The sequence below is a fragment of the Enterobacter sp. MGH 33 genome (genome assembly GCF_000534535.1).
Lineage (GTDB): Bacteria > Pseudomonadota > Gammaproteobacteria > Enterobacterales > Enterobacteriaceae > Enterobacter > Enterobacter hormaechei_C.
Map to the genome: position 1 here is coordinate 4,168,565 of NZ_KI973212.1, position 23,158 is coordinate 4,191,722.

General features: G+C 58.4%; 21 protein-coding genes. 3 read left to right on the forward strand and 18 right to left on the reverse strand.

Translation table 11 applies throughout. From position 1 onward, the window contains the following. Window positions 1–165: 165 nt before the first annotated feature. Window positions 166–825: a ribose-5-phosphate isomerase RpiA gene (gene rpiA, locus L379_RS04645; protein ID WP_003860091.1), complete on the reverse strand. Its 660-nt coding sequence runs from the start codon at window positions 823–825 to the stop codon at window positions 166–168. Window positions 826–952: 127 nt separating this feature from the next. Here rpiA and argP point away from each other — a divergent pair, with 127 nt between their 5' ends. Next, window positions 953–1,846: a DNA-binding transcriptional regulator ArgP gene (gene argP, locus L379_RS04640; RefSeq protein ID WP_003860089.1), complete on the forward strand. Its 894-nt coding sequence runs from the start codon at window positions 953–955 to the stop codon at window positions 1,844–1,846. Between the two features lie 42 nt (window positions 1,847–1,888). Here argP and L379_RS04635 read toward each other — a convergent pair whose 3' ends face one another. The 7 genes from L379_RS04635 to tkt all read right to left on the reverse strand — a co-directional run bounded on the left by L379_RS04635 (window position 1,889) and on the right by tkt (window position 10,282). Further along, window positions 1,889–2,611, reverse strand: coding sequence for an oxidative stress defense protein (locus L379_RS04635; RefSeq protein ID WP_032654935.1), 723 nt, complete (start codon window positions 2,609–2,611; stop codon window positions 1,889–1,891). A gap of 92 nt (window positions 2,612–2,703) precedes the next feature. Next, complete coding sequence (gene argO / locus L379_RS04630; protein WP_003860085.1) at window positions 2,704–3,339, reverse strand: arginine exporter ArgO; 636 nt, start codon at window positions 3,337–3,339, stop codon at window positions 2,704–2,706. Between the two features lie 148 nt (window positions 3,340–3,487). Then, window positions 3,488–4,342 (reverse strand): small-conductance mechanosensitive channel MscS, encoded by an 855-nt coding sequence (gene mscS, locus L379_RS04625; protein WP_032654939.1) that lies wholly within the window; start codon window positions 4,340–4,342, stop codon window positions 3,488–3,490. Between the two features lie 187 nt (window positions 4,343–4,529). Next, window positions 4,530–5,609 carry a class II fructose-bisphosphate aldolase gene (gene fbaA / locus L379_RS04620; protein ID WP_032654942.1) on the reverse strand — a complete coding sequence of 360 codons (1,080 nt, stop codon included), beginning with the start codon at window positions 5,607–5,609 and terminating at the stop codon, window positions 4,530–4,532. Between the two features lie 92 nt (window positions 5,610–5,701). Next, window positions 5,702–6,865, reverse strand: a complete 1,164-nt coding sequence (pgk, locus tag L379_RS04615; RefSeq protein WP_015571809.1) for a phosphoglycerate kinase — start codon at window positions 6,863–6,865, stop codon at window positions 5,702–5,704. 49 nt (window positions 6,866–6,914) lie between these two features. Beyond that, window positions 6,915–7,934, reverse strand: coding sequence for an erythrose-4-phosphate dehydrogenase (epd, locus tag L379_RS04610; protein ID WP_032654946.1), 1,020 nt, complete (start codon window positions 7,932–7,934; stop codon window positions 6,915–6,917). 356 nt (window positions 7,935–8,290) lie between these two features. Further along, on the reverse strand, window positions 8,291–10,282 hold the full coding sequence (gene tkt, locus L379_RS04605) for a transketolase (RefSeq protein ID WP_017382908.1): 1,992 nt from the start codon (window positions 10,280–10,282) through the stop codon (window positions 8,291–8,293). Between the two features lie 272 nt (window positions 10,283–10,554). Between tkt and L379_RS04600 the strand changes: the two genes are divergently transcribed. Both L379_RS04600 and L379_RS04595 read left to right on the forward strand, forming a co-directional pair. Then, complete coding sequence (locus L379_RS04600; RefSeq protein ID WP_017382909.1) at window positions 10,555–11,313, forward strand: metalloprotease LoiP; 759 nt, start codon at window positions 10,555–10,557, stop codon at window positions 11,311–11,313. A gap of 210 nt (window positions 11,314–11,523) precedes the next feature. Continuing rightward, complete coding sequence (locus tag L379_RS04595; RefSeq protein ID WP_032654949.1) at window positions 11,524–12,792, forward strand: OprD family outer membrane porin; 1,269 nt, start codon at window positions 11,524–11,526, stop codon at window positions 12,790–12,792. A gap of 82 nt (window positions 12,793–12,874) precedes the next feature. Here the strand turns inward: L379_RS04595 and L379_RS04590 are convergent, their stop codons facing one another. From L379_RS04590 to L379_RS04545, 10 genes are all read right to left on the reverse strand, one after another. Continuing rightward, window positions 12,875–14,515 carry a thiamine pyrophosphate-binding protein gene (locus tag L379_RS04590; protein ID WP_032654952.1) on the reverse strand — a complete coding sequence of 547 codons (1,641 nt, stop codon included), beginning with the start codon at window positions 14,513–14,515 and terminating at the stop codon, window positions 12,875–12,877. Between the two features lie 13 nt (window positions 14,516–14,528). Next, window positions 14,529–15,998, reverse strand: coding sequence for an aldehyde dehydrogenase (locus L379_RS04585; RefSeq protein WP_032654955.1), 1,470 nt, complete (start codon window positions 15,996–15,998; stop codon window positions 14,529–14,531). Window positions 15,999–16,007: 9 nt separating this feature from the next. After that, window positions 16,008–16,778, reverse strand: coding sequence for an aspartate dehydrogenase (locus tag L379_RS04580; protein ID WP_015571821.1), 771 nt, complete (start codon window positions 16,776–16,778; stop codon window positions 16,008–16,010). A 9-nt stretch (window positions 16,779–16,787) separates the two neighbouring features. Continuing rightward, window positions 16,788–17,582, reverse strand: a complete 795-nt coding sequence (locus L379_RS04575; protein WP_032654958.1) for an SDR family oxidoreductase — start codon at window positions 17,580–17,582, stop codon at window positions 16,788–16,790. Beyond that, window positions 17,566–18,336, reverse strand: coding sequence for an alpha/beta fold hydrolase (locus tag L379_RS04570; protein ID WP_032654961.1), 771 nt, complete (start codon window positions 18,334–18,336; stop codon window positions 17,566–17,568). The genes L379_RS04575 and L379_RS04570 overlap by 17 nt, the downstream gene beginning before the upstream one ends. A 9-nt stretch (window positions 18,337–18,345) precedes the next feature. Then, window positions 18,346–18,876 (reverse strand): cupin domain-containing protein, encoded by a 531-nt coding sequence (locus tag L379_RS04565; protein ID WP_017382915.1) that lies wholly within the window; start codon window positions 18,874–18,876, stop codon window positions 18,346–18,348. A 10-nt stretch (window positions 18,877–18,886) separates the two neighbouring features. Further along, entirely contained in the window at window positions 18,887–20,143 is a 1,257-nt protein-coding gene (locus L379_RS04560) for an MFS transporter (protein WP_015571825.1), read from the reverse strand. Window positions 20,144–20,168: 25 nt separating this feature from the next. After that, window positions 20,169–21,356 (reverse strand): NAD(P)/FAD-dependent oxidoreductase, encoded by a 1,188-nt coding sequence (locus tag L379_RS04555; RefSeq protein WP_032654964.1) that lies wholly within the window; start codon window positions 21,354–21,356, stop codon window positions 20,169–20,171. Then, window positions 21,353–22,279, reverse strand: a complete 927-nt coding sequence (locus L379_RS04550; RefSeq protein ID WP_032654967.1) for a VOC family protein — start codon at window positions 22,277–22,279, stop codon at window positions 21,353–21,355. The genes L379_RS04555 and L379_RS04550 overlap by 4 nt, the downstream gene beginning before the upstream one ends. Before the next feature lie 78 nt (window positions 22,280–22,357). Further along, window positions 22,358–23,146, reverse strand: a complete 789-nt coding sequence (locus L379_RS04545) for an IclR family transcriptional regulator (RefSeq protein ID WP_003860053.1) — start codon at window positions 23,144–23,146, stop codon at window positions 22,358–22,360. Window positions 23,147–23,158 lie beyond the last annotated feature (12 nt).

Below are 23,158 nucleotides of genomic sequence, written 5' to 3' on the forward strand. Positions count from 1 at the left end.
TCGGCACTCTGAAGAAAAGTCATACAGAGCAAAATGGCAGAGGAAAATGCTGCGGAAAATTACGAACGTGGCAGGATCGGCAAAAGAGGCGGAAAAACGTGACACAAGTCACCGAATTTAGCTTTTCAAAAATTTTTTAGCGGGGGGAGCGCTCCCCCCGTCAGATCATTTTACGATGGTTTTTACACCGTCAGCCGTGCCGATCAGCGCCACATCCGCGCCACGGTTGGCAAATAACCCTACGGTAACGACGCCTGGAATGCCGTTGATCGCATTTTCCAGCGCAATGGCATCGAGGATCTCAAGGCCGTGAACGTCGAGGATCACGTTGCCGTTGTCGGTCACCACACCCTGACGGTATTCCGGACGACCGCCCAGCTTCACCAGTTGACGTGCCACGGCGCTGCGCGCCATCGGGATCACTTCGACCGGCAGCGGGAAATTCCCCAGAATGTCGACCTGCTTGGAGGCGTCCGCGATGCAGATGAACTTATCCGCCACGGAAGCGATGATCTTCTCGCGGGTCAGCGCCGCGCCACCGCCTTTGATCATCTGCATATGGCCGTTGATTTCATCCGCGCCATCAACGTAAATGCCCAGACGGTCCACTTCGTTGAGGTCGAAAACGGTGATGCCGAGGCTTTTCAGCTTTTCCGTGGAAGCATCGGAGCTGGAAACCGCGCCCTCGATCTGCCCCTTCATCGTGCCCAGCGCATCGATAAAGTGCGCCGCCGTCGACCCCGTACCAACACCGACAATGGTACCCGGCTGTACGTACTGGAGAGCGGCCCATCCTACTGCTTTTTTCAGTTCATCCTGCGTCATGATCGTTTTGCCTGTGGTGTGAAAACTCAGGGCGCATTATAGAACACGTCGAATGGATTTCGTCTGCCACGAAGGGAAAATTGTGTCATAGTGCAGATTAAGCAAAATTAAGGAGTCAGCCAGAGCAATGAAACGTCCGGACTACAGAACACTACAGGCACTTGATGCAGTTATTCGTGAACGCGGTTTTGAGCGCGCGGCGCAAAAGCTGTGCATCACCCAGTCCGCCGTATCACAGCGTATCAAACAGCTTGAAAACATGTTCGGGCAGCCGCTGCTGGTGCGTACCGTGCCGCCGCGTCCGACGGAGCAAGGACAAAAGCTCCTCGCCCTGCTGCGGCAGGTTGAACTGCTGGAAGATGAGTGGCTGGGCGATGAACAGACCGGCTCCACGCCGCTGCTGCTGTCGCTGGCGGTGAACGCCGACAGTCTGGCAACGTGGCTGCTGCCGGCCCTTGCGCCGGTGCTGGCCGACTCCCCGATCCGCCTGAACCTCCAGGTTGAAGACGAGACCCGCACCCAGGAGCGCCTGCGCCGTGGCGAAGTGGTTGGGGCGGTCAGTATTCAGCCTCAGGCGTTGCCAAGCTGTCTGGTGGATCAGCTGGGCGCGCTGGATTACCTGTTTGTCGGTTCAAAAGCCTTTGCCGAGCGCTACTTCCCGAACGGTGTGACCCGCGCCGCGCTGCTGAAAGCGCCTGCCGTCGCGTTCGACCATCTGGACGATATGCATCAGGCTTTCCTGCAACAAAACTTCGATCTGCCGCCGGGCAGCGTGCCGTGTCATATCGTTAACTCGTCCGAGGCCTTCGTACAGCTCGCGCGTCAGGGAACCACCTGCTGCATGATCCCGCATTTGCAGATTGAGAAAGAGTTGAAAAGCGGTGAGCTGATTGATTTAACCCCGGGGCTGTATCAGCGCCGGATGCTGTACTGGCACCGTTTTGCCCCGGAAAGCCGCATGATGCGCAACGTCACCGACGCGCTGCTGGCGTTTGGGCATAAGGTGTTAAGACAGGATTGAAAAACTAGCCGGGTGGCGGCTTCGCCTTACCCGGCCTACGGGTTACTGAGCGGGCTTTTCAGTCGGCTCCAGCTGGAACACCACATCAACCTGATCGTCGAACTGAATGGTTGGCTGCTCATAGGTTTCCTGAGCAGAAACCGGCGCGGCGTCCGCCTTCATCATCCGAACCATCGGGCTTGGCTGGTAGTTTGAAACGTGGTAGCGCACGCTGTAAACCGGACCGAGCTTGGTCTTGAAGCCGGATGCCAGCTGCTGCGCCTGATGAATGGCATCATCAATCGCCGCTTTACGCGCTTCGTCTTTATATTTCTCCGGTTGCGCAACGCCCAGCGAGACGGAACGAATTTCGTTCAGCCCAGCCTTCAGCGCACCATCCAGCAATCCGTTGAGCTTATCAAGCTGGCGTACAGTCACTTCCACAGTACGCACGGCGCGATAGCCTTTCAGGATGCTTTTGCCGTTCTGGTAGTCGTAATCCGGTTGGGTACGCAGGTTCGCAGAGCTGATGTCTTTTTTCGCGACACCGTTCTGTTCCAGGAAAGAGAGGTATTGCGCAACACGATCGTCTGCCTGTTTCTTGGCGGAAGCAGCATCTTTCGCCGCCACGTTCACTTCAATTGCCAGGGTTGCAACATCCGGTACCGCATCCACGCTTGCCGTGCCTGAAGTGACAATGTGCGGGCCGTTTGGCAGTTCATTCGCCTGCACCGACACCGTACCTAAACTTACTAATGCCGCCAGGGCCATCACCTTAAACTTCACTGTCATTCCTCCATGTTGCGAAGAGTGCCCTGTTAACAGGGCTCATGCCAGCAAGCTTAGCGGGTCTTGTTCAGATGTCCATAAGACAACGCTTAGTTGAACAGTCCCTGTACGTGATGAATCCCCTCTTTCGCCAGCTGGAAGGCAATAAACCACATCACCAGCCCAACCAGGGTATTGATAATGCGCTGCGCTTTAGCGGTGCGCAGACGTGGCGCCAGCCATGCCGCCAGGATCGCAAGACCAAAGAACCAGAGGAAGGAGGCGCTGACCGTACCGAGCGCAAACCAGCGCTTGGGCTCAACGTCCAGCTGTCCACCCAGGCTGCCGAGCACCACGAACGTATCAAGATAAACGTGCGGGTTAAGCCACGTCACGGCGAGCATGGTGACGATAATCTTCCAGCGCCCCTGCTTCATCACTTCGGCGCTCGCCAGCTCAAGATTGCTGCTCATGGCCGTTTTCAGGGCGCCAAACCCGTACCACAGCAGAAACGCTACGCCGCCCCAGGTAACCAGCGCCAGCAGCCACGGCGACTGCATCAGCAAGGCGCTGCCGCCAAAAATCCCGGCGCAAATCAGTAGCAAATCGCTCACCGCGCACAGCAGGGCAATCATCAGATGATACTGGCGGCGAATGCCCTGGTTCATCACAAACGCATTTTGTGGACCAAGGGGAAGGATCATGGCCGCGCCTAACGCAAGCCCCTGAAAATAATAAGATAACATGACGTAATTCTCGCAGAGTTGTCCTGGAGGCAGACTATACTGCGGGAACGACATTAGAGGAAATTGATAATATTAATTGGGGATTAGCCGGGCTAATCAAAGAAAAGCCCGGTGTCGCTGACGCTTACCGGGCCTACGTTAAAGCAAATTATTCGGCTGCTTTCTCGCGTTTGAGATTTACATCCATCTGCGGATAAGGGAAGCTGATGCCGTTAGCATCGAATTCACGCTTGATGCGCTCCAGCACGTCCCAGTAAACGTTTTGCAGATCGCCGCTTTTACTCCAGATGCGCACCACAAAATTAATGGATGACGCGCCCAGCTCGTTCAGGCGAACGGTCATTTCGCGATCTTTAAGAATGCGATCATCTGATTCGATGATATCGGTAATCAGCTTTTTCACCAGCTCAGTATCTGAATCATAGCCAACCCCGATAATGAGTTCATTACGGCGAACCGGCTCACGAGAGAAGTTAGTAATGTTGCCATCAATAACTTTCTTGTTTGGCACAATGACGATTTTGCCGTCTGCCGAACGCAGCGTGGTAGAAAAAATCTGCACGTTCAGCACGGTGCCCGCAGTGCCACCGAGATCAACATACTCTCCGGCACGGAAAGGACGGAACGTCACTAACAGTACGCCAGCTGCAAGGTTAGCCAGCGAGCCCTGAAGAGCGAGACCTACGGCCAGACCAGCGGCACCAAGTACGGCAATGACCGAAGCGGTCTGTACACCGACCCGCCCCATTGCCGCAATGAGGGTAAACGCAATAATCCCGTAACGCACCAGCGCAGAAAGGAAATCAGCAACGGTTGCATCGATATGACGGGATAGCATTACGCGATTAACGCCCCGGGAAACCGTGCGGGCAACGATCATCCCCACAATAATAATGGCGATTGCCGCCGCAATATTCACAGCGTAACTAATCAGGAGCGCCTGGTTGCGCACCAGCCAGGAGCCAGCGTTATTGATGCTATCTACAACACCGAGATCTTCCATTTATCTTTCCTTATGCTCATAAAAACCACAAAATCTATCCCACACGGAGACAGGCAGGTCAGTAAAGGGTAAACAAAAAGCCATGATATTGCCAAACAGATCACAAAAAAAGAGGCATCAGGCTATTGAAAAGGCATAAAAAAAGGCCCGCATATGCGGACCTTCTTGACGCTATGAACAGCTCAAATTACAGAACGTCAACCGCGTTCAGTTCTTTGAATGCCTGCTCCAGACGAGTAATCATAGAAGTCTGGGCAGCGCGCAGCCATACGCGTGGATCGTAGTATTTCTTGTTCGGCTGGTCTTCGCCTTTCGGGTTGCCCAGCTGACCTTGCAGGTAAGCTTCGTTGGTTTTGTAGTATTGCAGGATACCGTCCCAGGTTGCCCATTGGGTGTCGGTATCGATGTTCATTTTCACTACGCCGTAGCTTACGGAGTCTTTGATTTCCTGAGCAGAAGAACCGGAACCGCCGTGGAAGACGAAGTTCAGGCTGTTGTGCGGCAGGTTGTGTTTCTTAGACACGTATTCCTGAGAATCACGCAGGATGGTCGGGGTCAGAACCACGTTACCTGGTTTGTATACGCCGTGTACGTTACCGAAGGACGCTGCGATGGTGAAGCGTGGGCTGATTTTGCTCAGCTCGGTGTAAGCGTAATCAACGTCTTCTGGCTGAGTGTACAGAGCAGAAGCGTCCATGTGGCTGTTGTCCACACCGTCTTCTTCACCGCCGGTGCAACCCAGTTCGATTTCCAGGGTCATGCCCATTTTGGACATACGCGCCAGGTACTTAGAGCAGATCTCGATGTTTTCTTCCAGAGACTCTTCGGACAGGTCGATCATGTGAGAAGAGAACAGTGGCTTACCGGTTGCTGCGAAGTGTTTTTCACCTGCGTCTAGCAGACCGTCGATCCATGGCAGCAGTTTTTTCGCGCAGTGGTCAGTGTGCAGGATAACCGGAACACCGTAGTACTCAGCCATCTGGTGAACGTGATGTGCGCCAGAGATAGCACCCAGGATAGCAGCGCCCTGAGGAACGTCAGTTTTCACGCCTTTACCTGCGATGAACGCAGCGCCGCCGTTAGAGAACTGAACGATAACCGGTGCTTTAACTTTTGCAGCGGTTTCCAGTACGGCGTTGATGGAGTCGGTACCTACGCAGTTAACTGCTGGCAGAGCGAAGTTGTTTTCTTTAGCTACCTGGAACACTTTCTGTACGTCATCACCAGTGATAACGCCAGGTTTTACGAAATCAAAAATTTTAGACATGTTGCTTAGTCCTGTATCTTCGGCCGTTAGAAAAGGTGCGAGCTCTGATAAGCGCGCTGAAAATTGGGCAGGTTTCCCTGCCCCTGAATGGCTTACTTCTTAGCGCGCTCTTCGAGCATTGCTACTGCTGGCAGGACTTTACCTTCCACGAATTCGAGGAATGCGCCGCCACCAGTGGAGATGTAGGAGATCTTGTCAGCGATACCGAACAGATCGATAGCTGCCAGGGTGTCACCACCGCCTGCGATAGAGAACGCTTCGCTGTCTGCGATAGCGTTAGCCACGATCTCAGTCCCTTTGCGGAAGTTCGGGAATTCGAACACGCCGACAGGACCGTTCCACAGGATAGTTTTTGCGTTTTTCAGGATTTCAGCCAGTTTCTGTGCAGAAACGTCGCCCAGGTCCAGAATCTGCTCTTCATCTTTGATGTCGTTAACAGATTTCAGGGTTGCGGTAGCGGTTTCGGAGAACTCGGTAGCTACACGAACGTCAGTTGGAACCGGGATATCACAGGTGCTCAGCAGACGTTTGGCTTCGTCAACCAGATCCGCTTCGTACAGGGATTTACCCACGTTGTGGCCTTGCGCAGCAACGAAGGTATTCGCGATACCACCACCAACGATCAGCTGGTCAGCGATTTTGGACAGGGAATCCAGTACGGTCAGTTTGGTAGACACTTTAGAACCACCAACGATAGCGACCATTGGACGAGCAGGTTCTTTCAGTGCTTTACCCAGCGCTTCCAGTTCGTCAGCCAGCAGCGGACCTGCACAGGCGACATCTGCGAATTTACCGATACCGTGGGTAGATGCCTGCGCACGGTGAGCCGTACCGAATGCATCCATCACGAATACGTCGCACAGCGCAGCGTATTTTTTGGACAGGGTTTCGTCGTCTTTCTTTTCGCCTTTGTTGAAGCGAACGTTTTCCAGAACAACCAGCTCACCTTCGGCAACTTCCACGCCGTCCAGGTAATCTTTCACCAGGCGAACCGGGCTGGACAGTTTGTCTTTCAGGTAATTAACAACCGGCAGCAGAGAGAACTCTTCGTTGTACTCGCCTTCAGTTGGACGGCCCAGGTGGGAGGTGACCATCACTTTAGCGCCCTGCTTCAGAGCCAGTTCAATGGTTGGCAGAGATGCACGGATACGCGCGTCGCTGGTCACTTTGCCATCTTTAACCGGTACGTTCAGATCGGCACGGATGAAAACGCGTTTACCTGCCAGATCCAGATCGGTCATCTTAATTACAGACATGGTGAATCCTCTCGTTGATTCTTAAAGTTTTGCAAGCGCAAGGTGCGCTCTACCTGAAACCTTTTGCGGCCATGGCTAACGTGGTGTCGAGCATTCGGTTAGCAAAGCCCCATTCGTTATCACACCAGACCAGCGTCTTGATAAGGTGCGCACCACTGACTCGCGTCTGCGTGCCATCCACGATGGCGCTGTGCGGGTCGTGGTTAAAATCTACTGAGACCAACGGTAATTCCGTATAGTCAACTATACCATGAAATGCTCCCTGTGCCGCTTTTTGCAGCAACAGGTTGACTTCACAGGCTTTTACCGGTTTTTTCACCGTCACGCTAAGATCGATTGCGGTGACGTTTATCGTCGGCACGCGCACGGCAATCGCTTCGAAACGGTCGTTAAACTGCGGGAAAATACGGGTGATCCCGGCAGCCAGTTTCGTATCCACCGGAATGATGGACTGGCTCGCCGCGCGAGTGCGCCGTAAATCCGGATGGTAAGCGTCGATGACCTGCTGATCGTGCATGGCGGAGTGAATCGTGGTCACGGTGCCGGATTCAATGCCATACGCATCGTCTAACAGTTTAATGACCGGAATAATGCAGTTGGTGGTGCAGGAGGCGTTGGAGACAATGCGGTGTTCAGCTTGCAGCTCGTGCTGGTTGACGCCAAACACGACGGTGGCGTCGAGGTCGTTACTGCCGGGATGGGAGAACAGCACTTTTTTCGCGCCAGCATTCAGATGCGCTTCGCCATGTTCACGGTTACCGTACACGCCGGTACAGTCCAGCACCACATCCACACCCAGTTCGCTCCAGGGCAGCCCTTCAATACTGTTCTCATGCAGCACGCGGATGGCATCGTCACCGACGAACAGCTGTTCCCTTTCCTGGCGAACGTCCCAGGCAAAGCGACCGTGGCTGGTGTCATATTTCAACAAATGCGCCATGCCCGCAGCATCCGCCAGTTCATTGATTGCCACCACGGTGATTTCCGCACGACGCCCGGATTCATATAAAGCACGAACCACGTTGCGTCCGATGCGACCGAAGCCATTAATCGCTACGCGTACGGTCATAGATCTCCTGCAAAGCTATCCCTGAGTTTGAGGTGGCTGAAAGAGTAATCCAGCGACGCCCGAAGGGGAATCCTTGCTGTCACAAACTGCGATTGATTGGTCAATTGTCGAACATTTAATCGACTGAAACGCTTCAGCAAGAATAAGCGAATCGGGGAATAAAAGGAATCTCTGTCCAGATGAATAAGCGAGCTATATGACTTGCATCACATTTTCGGTGGAATAATTTACAGAGCAGTTACATGTCTGAGGAATCGTGCATACAAAAAAGCCGGGTGGCGCTAACGCTTACCCGGCCTACATTTTATGCCATTTGTAGGCCCGGTAAGCGTTAGCGCCACCGGGCAAAACGGCAATTACAGCAGTTCTTTCGCCTTAGCGACAACGTTCTCAACGGTGAAGCCGAACTCTTCAAACAGCTGTTCAGCTGGCGCAGACTCACCGAACGTGGTCATACCGACGATAGCGCCGTTCAGGCCAACGTATTTGAACCAGTAGTCAGCGATACCCGCTTCCACTGCCACGCGAGCGGAGACCGCTTTAGGCAGTACGGATTCGCGGTACGCGGCATCCTGCTTGTCGAACGCATCGGTAGATGGCATAGAAACCACACGCGCTTTCACGCCTTCAGCAGTCAGTTTTTCCCATGCGGCAACGGCCAGTTCAACTTCAGAACCGGTCGCGATGAAGATCAGCTCAGGCTGGCCTGCGCAATCTTTCAGCACGTAACCACCGCGCGCGATGTTTGCCAGCTGCTCTGGGGTACGCTCCTGCTGCGCCAGGTTCTGACGGGAGAGGATCAGTGCGGTCGGGCCATCATGACGCTCAACGCCGTATTTCCACGCCACCGCAGATTCAACCTGGTCACATGGACGCCATGTGCTCATGTTCGGGGTCACGCGCAGAGAAGCCACCTGCTCTACTGGCTGGTGGGTAGGACCGTCTTCGCCCAGACCGATAGAGTCGTGGGTGTAGACCATCACCTGACGCTGTTTCATCAGCGCAGCCATACGTACGGCGTTACGTGCATATTCCACAAACATCAGGAAGGTAGAGGTGTACGGCAGGAAGCCACCGTGCAGAGCGATACCGTTGGCAATCGCGGTCATACCGAATTCACGTACACCGTAATGGATGTAGTTACCGGCAGTATCTTCGTTGATTGGCTTAGATCCGGACCACAGGGTCAGGTTTGATGGCGCCAGGTCAGCGGAGCCGCCGAGGAATTCTGGAAGCAGAGGACCAAACGCTTCGATCGCATTCTGAGATGCTTTACGGCTGGCGATCTTGGCTGGGTTCGCCTGCAACTTCGCGATGAACTCGTTCGCTTTCGCGTCGAAGTCAGACGGCATGTCGCCTTTCATACGACGGGTGAATTCAGCCGCTTCCTGAGGGAAGGCTTTCGCGTATGCCGCGAACTTCTCGTTCCAGGCCGCTTCTTTCGCCTGGCCCACTTCTTTCGCATCCCACTGAGCGTAGATTTCAGACGGGATTTCGAAGGCAGGGTGTTTCCAGCCAAGCGCTTCACGGGTCAGTGCAATTTCCGCGTCGCCCAGCGGTGCGCCGTGGGAGTCGTGAGTGCCCGCTTTGTTCGGAGAACCGAAGCCGATGATGGTTTTGCACATCAGCAGGGACGGTTTGTCGGTCACGGCGCGCGCTTCTTCTACGGCACGTTTAATCGAGTCAGCATCGTGGCCATCAACGCCGCGCACAACGTGCCAGCCGTAGGCTTCGAAACGTGCGGCGGTGTCGTCAGTGAACCAGCCTTCAACATGACCGTCGATGGAGATGCCGTTGTCGTCGTAGAACGCAACCAGTTTACCCAGCTTCAGGGTGCCTGCCAGGGAGCACACTTCGTGAGAAATGCCTTCCATCATGCAGCCGTCGCCCAGGAAGGCGTAGGTGAAGTGGTCAACGATGTCGTGGCCAGGACGGTTAAACTGCGCCGCCAGGGTCTTCTCTGCAATCGCCATCCCTACGGCGTTAGCGATGCCCTGACCCAGCGGACCGGTAGTGGTTTCAACGCCAGCGGTGTAGCCCACTTCCGGGTGACCTGGAGTTTTGGAGTGCAGCTGACGGAAGTTTTTCAGCTCTTCGATTGGCAGATCGTAGCCAGTGAGGTGCAGCAGGCTGTAGATCAGCATAGAGCCGTGGCCGTTAGACAGCACGAAACGGTCGCGGTCTGCCCATGCCGGGTTCTGCGGGTTGTGGTTAAGGAAATCACGCCACAGGACTTCGGCGATGTCAGCCATGCCCATAGGGGCGCCCGGGTGGCCGGATTTGGCTTTCTGTACTGCGTCCATGCTCAGCGCACGAATAGCATTAGCAAGCTCTTTACGTGAGGACATTTTAACTCCAGATCGGACTGTTAAAGGCCATGCCCTTGACGACAGCGCGTTTTGGGCTACGCCGGAAAAAAGTGCCAACAATGTAACCCAAGCCGCAGGGCATGTACATGGACCATTCTTTTGCAGCTTAAGAAATCTCTGGATCATGCTCGCATGTTGCGCAATCTGCTCGCCCGCCTCTGTCGATATTCCTTATACTTAGCCCGACACCGGCTTCGTTGACGGTGCATTTTTCGGAATTAATTCAGATTAACGAGTACGGAAGCAACATCATGAAAATGCGTGCAATCGGGCTGGCTGTGGGAACAACGCTCCTGCTAAGCGGCTGTCAGAATATGGATTCTAACGGCCTGATGACCTCAGGCGCAGAAGCTTTTCAGGCCTACTCATTGAGCGATGCGCAGGTGAAAGCGCTGAGCGACGAGGCCTGTAAAGATATGGATGGAAAAGCTACGCTTGCCCCGGCAAACAGCACCTACACGCAGCGTCTGAACAAGATTGCTTCCGCGCTGGGCGACAACATTAACGGTCAGCCGGTGAACTATAAGGTGTATATGGCGAAAGACGTCAACGCCTTTGCGATGGCGAACGGCTGTATCCGCGTTTACAGCGGCCTGATGGACATGATGACCGACAACGAAGTGGAAGCGGTGATCGGCCATGAAATGGGTCACGTTGCACTGGGTCACGTGAAGAAAGGGATGCAGGTTGCGCTGGGCACCAATGCCGTGCGCGCAGCGGCGGCCTCTGCGGGCGGCATCGTCGGCAGCCTGTCCCAGTCGCAGCTGGGCGACGTGGGCGAAAAACTGGTGAACTCGCAGTTCTCCCAGCGTCAGGAGTCGGAAGCGGATGACTACTCTTACGATCTGTTGCGCAAACGCGGCATCAATCCATCGGGTTTAGCTACCAGCTTCGAAAAACTGGCGAAACTGGAGGAGGGCCGTCAAAGCTCCATGTTTGACGATCACCCGGCTTCGGAAGAGCGTGCGCAGCATATTCGCGACCGTATGGCGGCAGACGGAATTAAATAATTTCAGAAGGAGGCAGTTTTGCCTCCTTTTTATTTCGCATGAATTGTTAACTTAAAAGCACGTATCGATAACACCCCTGAAAGCCCCGCCAAATCCACCCTGCCACTCTGAAATGTCTGGTCACATAATTATTGCAAAGGTTACTTTTTCCGGTAATTATCTCTTCCGCAGTTATTCAAATTAATATATCCAGACAGAGACGTTCCCTCCGTGAAAAAAGAATTATCATTAATTGCTTTAAGTTTATTTGCCGCATTACCTGCCGCCGCAAGCCAGCAATCCGACAGCAAGGGTTTTATTGACGACAGCCATCTGGATCTGTTTTTACGCAATGCGTATATCAGCCGCGACTACCATCAGGGCCAGCAGGACAAAGCCGAATGGGGTCAGGGGATCATCGCCACGTTTGCATCCGGCTATACCGAAGGGCTGGTGGGCTTCGGCGTGGACGGTATTGCGCAGTATGGCGTGCGTCTGGACGGTGGCCGCGGCAAGAGCGGCGCGGGCGGCATCGACTTCTTTAAACAGGAAGATGATGGCCGGGCAAAATCCGATCTGGCAAAGTTTGGCGCAACCGCCAAAATGCGCATATCGAATACCGTACTGAGCTACGGGAATCAGCGCCCTGAGCTGCCAATCATTACATCCGACAGCTCCCGCCTGCTGTTTGAAAGCTACACCGGCACCATGCTGACCTCGAAAGAGATCGACGGTCTGGAAGTCAACGCCGGTTACTTCACCGACGAGCAGCGTAAAAGCGATGACCGCCACGACAGCGGGCTGAAGAGCCTCTCCTTCGGCGGTGCGAGCTATCAGTTTAACGACCAGTTCAGCGGCGCGCTGTACGCCTCTCATAACGAAGAGGTGATGAACAAGCAGTACCTGGGCATGAACTTCAAACAGCCGTTCAGTACCGGGCAGCAGCTGGTGCTCGACTTCAACGGCTATAACTCCCGTCTCGACCAGCATTACGCGGACAGCCTCGACACGGGCCGCAGCAACACCATCTGGAGCCTGGCGGCGAGCTATATCTGGGACATTCACACGTTCAAAGTGGCGTACCAGCAGAGCAGCGGCAGTACCGGCTACAACTACGGCGGCTATCGCGACAAAGGCGGCGTGGGTGACGGCGGTAACACCATCTGGCTGGCGAACTCCTACTGGTCTGATTTCAACGGCGAAGATGAACGTTCCTGGCAGGCATCCTACGGTCTGGACTTTGGCGGCCTTGGTTTACCGGGCCTGAGCTGGACCACCGCCTACGTGCGCGGCGATAACATCAAAACCTCTGAAACCAGCAATGGCAAAGAGCACGAGTGGTTTAACCAGATCCAGTACCAGGTGCAGGATGGCCCGGCGAAAGATCTGAAGCTGAAGCTGCGCTACTCCGTACTGCGCGTCTCCAGCAACGCCAGCGAGTACAACGTGGGCGGGGACGAGATCCGCGCTTACGTGGAATACCCGTTTAACGTGTTCTGATGAAAAAAGCCGGGTGGCGGCTTCGCCTTACCCGGCCTACCGTTTTCTCCCTGTGGGAGAGGGTTAGGATGAGGGGAAACAGCTAGTAAAGCGTCTTCTGCGGCGGTCCTGCAAACTTCAGGGCACCAATCTGCCCCATTCGCACTTCCACTACCGACGGCCCCGGCATCGCCAGCGCCTCCGTCATCACCGCATCAAAATCCTCTGCCCGCTCAACGCTCCACGCCTGAAGGCCAATCGCCTGCGCCAGCAGGGTAAAGTCCGGCGTATGCAGCGCGTTATAATACTGACGCCCGCCGAAATACTTATCCTGAATACCGCGCATCACCCCGTAGCCGCCGTCGTTCATGACCAGCAGCGTCACGTTGGCTTTCTCCTGCGCCAGCGTCGCCAGCTCGCCTAAATTCAGGCTCAAGCCGCCGTCGCCCACCAGCCCCACCACCTTGCGCTGCGGGTTGGCAATCGCGGTGCCGATGGCCATCGGCAGCCCCATACCAATCGCCCCGGCGAGGGAGTGAATGTTCATCATCGGACCGTTAGCCCTGAACAGGCGGCTACCCCACAGGCTGCCGGACACGGTGATATCGCGCACCAGCAGGCCGTCTGTCGGCAGGGCTTTTGCTATGGCGTCGTTAAGCTTCGCATAGGCGCCGCACTGCTCGCGCAGCCCCTGTTCGGCTTGCCCGACCGCCTGCTGCACCTGCATATCCCACTGTGCGTTGCCCCACTCGCGGCCCTGAATTTTGTCTGCAAGCGCGCCAAGCACCGCTGAACAATCGGCTATCAACGTGCTATCCATCAGATAGTTACGGCTTGCTGCCGCCGGGTCGATATCGATCTGCACCCGCGGGGAAGGCAGCTCAAGCGTCCAGGAACGGGTTTCGTTGCTGCGCAGGCGAGAACCGGCCACCAGCGTAAAATCGCACTGCGCGATCAGCGCCTCCACCGACGGCGAGTTGTGAAACGCCCGCAGGCTGGCGCGGTGGCTGTCCGGCAGCACGCCGCGCGCATGGGTGCTGGAAATCACGGTGATGCCCGCATCCGCCAGCGTTTTAACCGCGTCTGCGCTGCCCAGCGCCCCGCCCCCCAGCCACAGCAGCGGCTGTTTCGCCTGTTTTAGCTGCGCCCACAGCGCGTCAACCATTCCGGTATCCACGGCTGGAACCGATGCCGGTTTAACCGGTTTAGTCACCAGCGATAGCGGAATCTTGGCGCCCTGAATATCAATCGGGATTTCCACCGAGACCGGTCCACACGGCGCGGTCTGCGCGTCCTGGATAGCTTTATGCAGAATCGCTATCGCCTGATTCGCATTGCTGATGCGGTACGCCCGTTTTGAGCTGGCCTTCAGGAAGGTCAGCTGGTCACGGGTTTCATGGATAAACCCGGTGTCGGCGTCCAGCCAGGCTTTCTCAACCTGCCCGGTTAAATGCAGCAGCGGCGTGCAGGCATTCATGGCTTCCACCAGCGCGCCTACCGCATTACCCGCCCCCGCGCCGGTGCTGGTCAGCGCCACGCCGAGGCCGGAAAAGCGCCCGTGGGCATCGGCCATGGTGACGGAACCGGCTTCACCGCGGGCGGGCACAAAGCGGATATTGCCCCGCTGCCCAACCGCATCCGCGATCGGCAGGTTGTGAATAGAGATGACGCCGTAGATGGCCTCAACCTGATACTGCTCCAGCGTTCTGGCGATGGCGTCGCCGACGGTTATCATTTCGCTCATTGCTCACCCTTTCTCAGTCGCACCAGTGGTTGACGCTGTTACCCGTCGCCAGATAAATGCTCTTTTGTTGCATCCAGGCTTTCAGCCCCTGTATACCCTTCTCGCGGCCCAGACCGCTCTCTTTAAAGCCCCCGAACGGGGTCGAAATCGCAAAGACTTTGTAGGTGTTGATCCACACCGTGCCTGCCTCCAGCTGCTCGCTGAGACGCAGGGCGCGCCCGGTATCGCGCGTCCAGATCCCCGCCGCCAGGCCGTAAACCGAGTCGTTCGCCTCGCGGATAAGCGTGGCTTCATCGGCAAACGGCATCGCCACCAGCACCGGGCCGAAGATCTCTTCCTGACAGGCGCGGGCGATGTTGCTCAGCCCTTCGATAATCGTGGGCAGGAAAAAGCTGCCGTTTGCCAGAGCGGGATCGGCGGGTATCTCACCGCCGCACAGCACGCGGCCCCCTTCGCGCTTCGCCAGTTCTACGTACTCGATCACGCTCAGGCGATGTTTTTCGCCGATCAGCGGTCCGACATGCACGCCGTCGGTAAACGGGTGTCCGACGCGCAGCCCGCGAGTTAATTCCAGCAGCCTCGCCATCAGCGGGGCGTAAATGCTCTCGTGGATAAACAGCCGCGACCCGGCGATACACGCCTGCCCCGCCGAGCTGAAAATGCCATAGCAGATCCCGCGCGCGGCCTGTTCGATATCAGCATCCTCCAGCACGATGGTCGGCGATTTGCCGCCCAGCTCCAGCGAGGCCGGGATCAGTTTTTCCGCCGCCACGTGCGCCAGATGGCGGCCCGTGGTGGTTCCACCGGTAAAGGAGATTTTGCGCACGCGAGGATGGCGCGCCAGCGCATCGCCAATCACCGAGCCTTTGCCCGGCAGCACGCTCAGCAGCCCGGCGGGCAGCCCGGCCTGTTCAAAAATCCGCGCCAGCTCCAGCGCCATCAGCGGCGTGGCTTCGGCGGGCTTGAGGATCACCGCGTTCCCGGCGGCAATCGCCGGTGCGACCTTCTGCATTTCGCTGGCAATCGGCGAGTTCCACGGCGTGATGGCCGCCACCAAGCCGAGCGGCTCATAGCGGCTCAGCGTCAGCAGATCCGGCTGGCGCGGCGTCGGAAGTTCCCCTTCCAGCAGCTCGCAGGCGGCGGCAAAGTAGCGCGCCGTTCCCGCCGCGCTCATCACCAGCCCGCGCGCTTCCGCCAGCGGCTTGCCGTTATCACGGCTCTGCATCTGCGCCAGCGCGTCGATGCGGGATTCAATGAGATTGGCAACCTTATGCAGGATCTTCGCGCGCATATGCGGCAGGCTGTTACGCCATGCGGGATCGCGCCAGGCGCGCTCTCCGGCGTCTACCGCCTCCTCCAGGTCATCCAGACTGGCGGCGTTCAGCGTCGCGTTGATCGACCCGTCTGCCGGGAAGTGGCTCTGCATCGGGTTGCCGCCGCCGTGTCGCCACTGGCCGCCGATAAAAATCTTCAGATCGTCCATCGTATCTCCTCAGCTCAGGGCCAGCTCGCGGCAGGCGCGCACCGCGCTCAGTGCCGCCAGGGTGGAGGTTTTAGGATTAGAAGCCAGCGGCAGTCCGCTCAGCTCCAGATGAAACTCGCCGAACAATCCTTCCACGTGGAGCGTGTGGGTATTGCGTTTCGTTGCCGGGTCAACCATCAGCTGCACGCGGGTGTCGTCCATCCCGACGCCGCCGAGCGCCACGGTCGCCGCCACGTTGGCGTTCGCCGGGAACAGGCGCGCCGCCTCGCGGGCGCTGCCCTCGAAGAAAACCTTTGCCTCTGACACCGCATTCAGATCGATAAGCTGCTCGGCATAGCTGCCGCGCCAGCTGGCCGGGCTTTTGCGCGACTGATAGGTGACGCGCTCAAGGCCGCCCTCTTTCGCCGCCGCCAGCCCGTCGATACCGGCCACCGCACCGGAAAGCAGGGTGAGTTTTCCGCCCGCAGCGAGCAGACGCTGCTCCAGCGCGCTGTCCGCCAGCGCGCCGGTGGAAATGACGGCCAGATGCCAGCCGCGACGCAGGATCTCTTCCCCGTACTGGGCCACCGCCTGCTGGCTGGCGCATTCCAGCACCAGATCGGGCGTTTGCGCGCACGCCATCGGCGACGTCAGCGCCTCGACCGCATTGCCAAACTGGTCGTGAATGGCGGCATGGTGAGACGCGCGCGCCACGATCCAGCCGATAGCCACACCGGCGGGCAGGCGCTCAATCACCGCCTGCGCCATGGCGCCAAAACCAATCAACATTACCTTTTTCATGATGTGTCCTTACAGATGACGGCAGAAGCCGCCGGAAACGTCCAGTGCCGCGCCGGTGGTAAACGAGGCCAGCGGCGAGGCGAGGAACAGCAGCGCCTGCGCGGGCTCCTGCGGCTTGCCGAGGCGCGCCATTGGAATGCCGCGCTTGCGCGCGATATCCGCCGTCCACTCCGGCCAGCTCTGGCTTTTGTCCGCCCGGTTTTCATAGCGGCGCTGCCACTGGCCGGATTCCACCATGCCGAGCAGAATGGAATTGACGCGAATACCTTTGCCCACCAGCTCTTTCGACAGCGTCAGCGTCATGTTCAGCAGCGCGGCACGAGCGGCAGAGGTGGCGATCATGTGCTCCTCCGGCTGTAGCGCCAGCAGGGAGTTCACGCAGGTAACAGAGGCAATGTCGGACTGCTCCAGCAGAGGCTGAAACGCCTGCACCGGGTTAATCACCCCGAACAGTTTGAGTTCGGCTTCGTGCAGCCACGCCTCGCGCGGGGTGTCATGGAAGTGCGCCACGTAGCCCTGCCCGGCGTTGTTGATCAGCATATCCGCCGCGCCAAAACGCGCCTGCACCGCATCCGCGAAGGCCTGAACTTCGTCGGCGTTCAGCACGTCGCAGCGGTAAGCAAAAATCTCCCCGTGAGGAAATTCGTTTTGCAGCGTCGCATGGGCGCTGGCGAGCCGGTCCGGGTCACGGCCGCAGAAGGCGACTTTCGCCCCTTCACCCAGCAGCAGGCGCAGCGTTTCAAAGCCAATGCCGGAAGAACCACCGGTAACGACCGCTACGCGCCCGTCAATTTGTGCATTCATCGCGCACCTCTTCGTTAATGCGTAAAAGCTGTTGGTTGAAAAACGCGTCGTTATCGAGATAGCTGGCGTGCCCGGCCTGCGGAATGGCGATAAACGGCATGCCGTAGCGCAGCGCCAGACCCTGAACCAGTTCCGGCTGGGTGATGGCATCCTGCTCGCCGCACCAGACTTCAAACGTGCCGGAGTAGCGTTTAAGCCAGCCGTGAATGTCGTCATGTGCCAGCATCCATGCGGCAGCGAGGTAGCCTTCCGGGCGCAGCGCCCGCATGCCCGCCGCGACGGTGGCGATATCTTCCGCGCGCGCGCCGGGGCGCAGCAGCTTCGCGGCGCGGGTCTGGGCGAGGATGTCGCCCCCCAGCGCCATCTGCTGCTCGCGGTTGCGCCAGACCTGCTCCCGCTGCTCCGGCGCGGCATTGCCGTACCCCTGCGCGGCGTCGGCCAGCACCAGATGGATGACGCGCTCAGGGAACTTCGCGGCAAAGGCGCTGGCCACCAGCGCCCCCAGGGAATGGCCGACCAGCACTGTCTGCCAGACACCGGCGCGATCCAGCATGGCTGCCAGCGCGTCGGCGTAATCCCCCGCGTTCGCCCGCGCTACGGCCAGCATCGGGCTTTCGCCGTAACCGGGCATGTCCCACGCCAGTACGCGAAAACCGTTCAGCGCCATCTGCTTGTGCCAGGAGGCGGCGCCGGAGCTGATCCCGTGCAGCAGCATCAGCGGAATGCCGCTTCCCTGTTCACGAAAACCCGTCATCATGCCCCCTTAGTTCCGCTTCACTTTGGAAAGCGGATGGTCGGACGGATAGGTCGGGATTTCCGGCTTGTTGGTCCCCAGCATGACGCACATCAGCGCTTCTTCTTCGCCGTGGTTAAACAGCCCGCGATAGATACCCGGCGGAACGGAGATCAGATCACGCTCGCGCAGCACGGTTTCGGTGTAGTTGTCGCCGTCCTGGATCATCAGCGTGATCTGCCCTTTAAGCATGAAGAACACCTCTTCCACGTCGTCGTGCAGGTGCAGCGGTCCTTCGCACTTCGACGGCAGCACCATGGTGGAGAAGGTAAAATGGTCCGCCTGCACGGTGTTGGTGTCGTTCGCCACGCCGGTTGCGCCGGTGCCGATGTAGCGCATCTGCGCCCGGCGGTATTTCGGGTCAAAATCGGCCTGGAACTTCAGCGCGTTCCAGTCGTATTTACGGCCTTCGAAGCGCGCGATGCGCGACTCGACCCACTCTTCCATCGTCAGATGGTCAGGTTTGATGCCCGTTTTGTTGGTTACGGTTGAATCAGTCATGACACTCTCCTCAGTAACGTCTCAGCAGCGGCAGTAACAGGACGCAGCCCACCGCCGCCATCACCGCCAGAAAAATCAGCCCGGAATCCATGCTGTGGGTGAAGGCGATAAGCGCACCCATCACCGCCGGCGACAGCGCGCCCGCAAAGTTTCCCAGCCCGTTGAAGATACCGCCCGCCGTGGCGCTCACCCGGGGATGGGTGGCCTTCGCCAGCAGGGCGAAAATGTTGGGCGCGCCGGTGCCCCACATAAAGGTGCTGAAGCTCATCGCCGCGATGACGGCCAGCGGGGTATCAAGGTGCATCACCGCCGCCAGCCCGACGGCCGCCCCCGCCATGGAGATAAAGCATGCCGCCGCGCGCTTATCGACCCTGTCCGAGAGCCACGCGCCAATCACTTCCCCCGCCAGCATGGCGATGAACGGCATCGACGACAGCCAGCCTGCATGCTCCAGATGAATGCCTTTGCCTTTGATCAGGTAGCCCGGCAGCCAGCCGTTGATGCCCCACAGGTAGGTCAGGAAAGCGATGTTAAAGATGCAGATGATCCAGAAGTGCGGGCTGACGAACAGCTCACGCCGCGCCGCGCGCCGCTCGTCCCGGGACGCCTGCGAGGTGCCGGGTTTTGCCTCCAGGCGGATCCCGCGCAGACCAATGCGCACAAAGATAAGCACCGGCACGGTAAGCATGGCCATCACAAAGAAAGTGCTCTGCCAGCCAAAGGTGTTCAGCAGCCAGAGGGAGAGCGGGAAACCAATCGCCGCGCCCACCGGGGTACCCAGCAGCCACAGCATGGTGGCGCGTGCCTGTAAATGCTGCGGGAAGTTGTGACGTACGATGGCAAAGGCCAGCGGGAACAGCGGTCCTTCCGCCACGCCCAGCAGAATACGCAGGACGATCATCAGCGTGTAGTTATGGGTAAAGCCCATCGCCACCATCAGCACGCACCACACCGCCATCATCCCGGTGAGCAGGCGCAGCGGCGCGATTTTGTCGCCTAAACCGCTTAAAAACACCGATGAGAAGCCATAGCTCAGCAGGAAAGCGCTCATCAAAATGCCGAGACGCGTGGTGTCGAAATCAATGCCCATCGCCTGCTGGAAATGGGTATCCGAAAAGAGCGCCGCGATGCTGATTTTGTCGAAAAACGCCAGCAGCACGCAGGCCAGCAGCGACAGCGGGATGGCCCAGCGCACCGCTTTTTCGGGCGTGCGGGTCCCCTCACCGCTCGCCTCAACCGGTGCGGTGTTAGTCTCTAGTGTGGTCATCTCTCCCCCTACGGGTGCGGGTTAGCTATCGCAGTGACATCAGTGAAAAGGTCGGGTCGGCGAGCGGCACGTCGGACAGATCCCGCCCCGCCGCCATCCAGCGCTTCGCCAGCTTGACGGTACGCGCATCGTCGAACGCCACCAGCTGCGTCAGCCTCCCGTTGTCGTCCAGCGAGAAGTACAGCGCCTCTTCACGCACGACCGTTCTGCTGCCTGGCTGCGGAATACCGAGGATCTGAATATTGTGCTGATATTGATCCGACCACAGCCACGGCGCGTCGTCGTAACCTGGCGCATCGGGGTTGAGCATCGCTTTCGCCGTCGCCGCAGCCTGATTCTGGGCGAAGGCCCAGGACTGGATGCACAGCCCGTAGTGATGGTGCTGGGCGACATCTCCTGCGGCAAAGATGAACGGATCCGACGTGCGTCCCTGGGCATCAACCACGATCCCGCGCCCGGTTTTCAGCCCCGCATCGCGCGCCAGCTCCAGATTGAGATCGACGCCGATCCCGACCACGACCGCATCAAAGGTTTCACGCTGGCCGTCGCAGTGGATGACCGGCAGGCCGCCGTCGTCCTCCAGCTCCAGCGCACCGCAGCCGGTACGGATATCCACGCCCTGCTCGCGGTGAAGGGCCTCTAAGCGCTGCGATACCTCGCCGCTCACTGAGCGCATGCAGAGCGCTGGCTGCTGCTCGAACAGGGTGACCGCCACGCCGCTTTTCCGCGCCGAGGCAGCAATCTCCAGTCCGATCCAGCCGCCGCCGACGATCGCCAGTTTTTTACTTTCCGCCAGACGACTTTTCAGGCGCTGCGCGTCCTGCCAGTGGCGCAGGGTATAGACCTGCGGATGGCTGGCCCACGCCTGCGAAGGCAGGCGCGCCCGACCGCCGGTAGCGATTAAAAGGATGTTGTAACTAAGATGCTCGCCGTTGCTAAGAACGACTTTTTTCTCATCGCGATCGACAGATTCAGCGCGCAGCGGCCGGTACCAGGCCAGGTTCAGCGCCTGCTGCACCTCGTCGCTAAACAGCCTTGGGAGCGCCGCGTCCGGCTCCAGCAAAGACGCTTTTGACAGCGGCGGGCGCTCGTAGAAATCCCACTCTTCTTCCGCTACCACGCAAATCTCGCCGTCGAAACCCTCATCGCGCAGGGTTTTCGCCGCCCAGCCGCCCGCCTGGCCGCCGCCGATAATGACAATGCGCGACGTCATACCGCCTCCGGCTTTTTCTGCTGGCGGCGTGTGTCATGGTCAATCCCGCCTTCCACCGCCCACTCGGTAAAGGAGACCAGGGAATGCTCCAGCTCACGCGGCTGCCAGTTTTCCGTCAGGTAATCATCGTTGGTGTAATACTCAAACGCCCCGCCGGTCGGGCTGTTGACGTACCAGAAGTACGCCGACGACACCGGATGACGGCCCGGCCCGATAAAGGTGCTCCAGTCATGTTTATTCATCGCGATACCGCCGCCGATCACCTCGTGGATGTCGCGCACGGTGAAGGCCACGTGGTTGAGGCCGCGCTTGCGGTTCGGCAGTTGCAGCAGGAACAGGTTGTGATGGCCGCCGCGCACGCCGCAGCGCAGGAACACGGCGCGGTTGATATAGCGGTCCGAGACCTGGAAGCCGAGCACCTCGCGGTAGAATTTCTCCACTGCCGCCAGCTCTTCCACGAAGAACACCACATGCCCCACGTTGATCGGCTGGGCGCGATCGTAAACCGGGCTGGGGGTGTCGATACGGCGGGCGTCGCCCCACTGGTTTATTGGCTCGACGTTAAGCTCCACGTCGGTCTGCTGGCTGACCTGCACGCGCAGCGTCATGCCGTTCGGGTCCAGGCACTCCAGCGCGTCGCCCACTTCGCGAAAACCTGGCTGTTGTGCCAGCTTCGAGCGCAGCGCGTCCAGATCTGACTGGCTGGCAACCGCCCAGGTCATGCGGCGCAGGGTGTTGCCCGCTTCAAACGCGGGCGGCAGGTCGGGGCTGTCGATCGGGTTAAGCTCCACGCGCGCGCCGCTCAGGGTGGTGAAACGCTGGCCGCTGGCATCGCCCGTCAGGCCAAAATCACGCATAAATTTGGCGCAGTGCGTCAGGTCTTCCACACCAAATTCCAGCTTTTCAATTCCGGTTACACTCATCGTTCGTTGCCTCATCTGGCCCAGATTGGGCGTAAAACATGCCCGACGCAGTCAAGCGCCTGACGTTAACTCACTGATTTAACTGGCCTGTGACAAATACCCTAAGAAGCCAGAAATTTTATCCGCCGCGAGGCGAACCTCGTTTTGCAGGCGCTCGCGGTCGCTCTGCGGGATCTCCTCCGACGGCACCAGAATGCTGACCACCGCCGCCACGCGGCCGCTTCGGTCATACACCGGGTAGACGATGGAAGAGATGCCGTGGCGGAAGAAGGATTCGCCGATGACATACCCGCGGGCTTTGTCCTGCTGCACCATCTGCCACAGGGCTTCGCGGTCGTGAAGCTGCCCCGGCGTGTTGCCCGGCAGACGCTCATGCGGGAACAGCTGTTCGAAATCAGCGCGGGAAATATCGGTCAATAGCATGCGGCCCAGCGAGGTGCAGTGCACCGGCAGGCGGGTACCAATGCTGACCTGGTTGATGCGCGACCCGGCGGCGCTGACGCGGGCGATGTAGATAATGTCGCGCCCGTCGCGGATCGCCAGATGGCTGCTGCACTGGCTCACGTCGCGCAGTTGCTCGATCACTGGCTGGCCGACCTGCGCCACGTCCAGCGAGGCGATGTACTCAAAGCCAAGACGCAGCACGTTCATGCCCAGCGAAAAGGTATTGGTGCGCGTGTTGCGCTCCAGAAATCCCATGTACTCCAGCGTCTGTACCACGCGATAGGCGGTGGCCTTCGGCATATCCACCAGCCGGTGCAGTTCGGCAAAGGTCAGATCGCGATGCTGCTCGCCAAAGGCCAACAGCAGCTGTAAACCGCGCTCTAGCCCCGGCACCAGATACTTCACTTCCTGATCGTTTGCCATCATCGCCCTACC

Coding starts and splice junctions, on each gene's coding strand:
- rpiA (WP_003860091.1), bottom strand. CDS start 825: ATGACGCAGGATGAACTGAAAAAAGCAGTAGGATGGGCCGCTCTCCAG.
- argP (WP_003860089.1), top strand. CDS start 953: ATGAAACGTCCGGACTACAGAACACTACAGGCACTTGATGCAGTTATT.
- argO (WP_003860085.1), bottom strand. CDS start 3,339: ATGTTATCTTATTATTTTCAGGGGCTTGCGTTAGGCGCGGCCATGATC.
- mscS (WP_032654939.1), bottom strand. CDS start 4,342: ATGGAAGATCTCGGTGTTGTAGATAGCATCAATAACGCTGGCTCCTGG.
- fbaA (WP_032654942.1), bottom strand. CDS start 5,609: ATGTCTAAAATTTTTGATTTCGTAAAACCTGGCGTTATCACTGGTGAT.
- pgk (WP_015571809.1), bottom strand. CDS start 6,865: ATGTCTGTAATTAAGATGACCGATCTGGATCTGGCAGGTAAACGCGTT.
- epd (WP_032654946.1), bottom strand. CDS start 7,934: ATGACCGTACGCGTAGCGATTAATGGCTTCGGTCGCATCGGACGCAAC.
- tkt (WP_017382908.1), bottom strand. CDS start 10,282: ATGTCCTCACGTAAAGAGCTTGCTAATGCTATTCGTGCGCTGAGCATG.
- L379_RS04600 (WP_017382909.1), top strand. CDS start 10,555: ATGAAAATGCGTGCAATCGGGCTGGCTGTGGGAACAACGCTCCTGCTA.
- L379_RS04590 (WP_032654952.1), bottom strand. CDS start 14,515: ATGAGCGAAATGATAACCGTCGGCGACGCCATCGCCAGAACGCTGGAG.
- L379_RS04585 (WP_032654955.1), bottom strand. CDS start 15,998: ATGGACGATCTGAAGATTTTTATCGGCGGCCAGTGGCGACACGGCGGC.
- L379_RS04580 (WP_015571821.1), bottom strand. CDS start 16,778: ATGAAAAAGGTAATGTTGATTGGTTTTGGCGCCATGGCGCAGGCGGTG.
- L379_RS04575 (WP_032654958.1), bottom strand. CDS start 17,582: ATGAATGCACAAATTGACGGGCGCGTAGCGGTCGTTACCGGTGGTTCT.
- L379_RS04570 (WP_032654961.1), bottom strand. CDS start 18,336: ATGACGGGTTTTCGTGAACAGGGAAGCGGCATTCCGCTGATGCTGCTG.
- L379_RS04565 (WP_017382915.1), bottom strand. CDS start 18,876: ATGACTGATTCAACCGTAACCAACAAAACGGGCATCAAACCTGACCAT.
- L379_RS04560 (WP_015571825.1), bottom strand. CDS start 20,143: ATGACCACACTAGAGACTAACACCGCACCGGTTGAGGCGAGCGGTGAG.
- L379_RS04555 (WP_032654964.1), bottom strand. CDS start 21,356: ATGACGTCGCGCATTGTCATTATCGGCGGCGGCCAGGCGGGCGGCTGG.
- L379_RS04550 (WP_032654967.1), bottom strand. CDS start 22,279: ATGAGTGTAACCGGAATTGAAAAGCTGGAATTTGGTGTGGAAGACCTG.
- L379_RS04545 (WP_003860053.1), bottom strand. CDS start 23,146: ATGGCAAACGATCAGGAAGTGAAGTATCTGGTGCCGGGGCTAGAGCGC.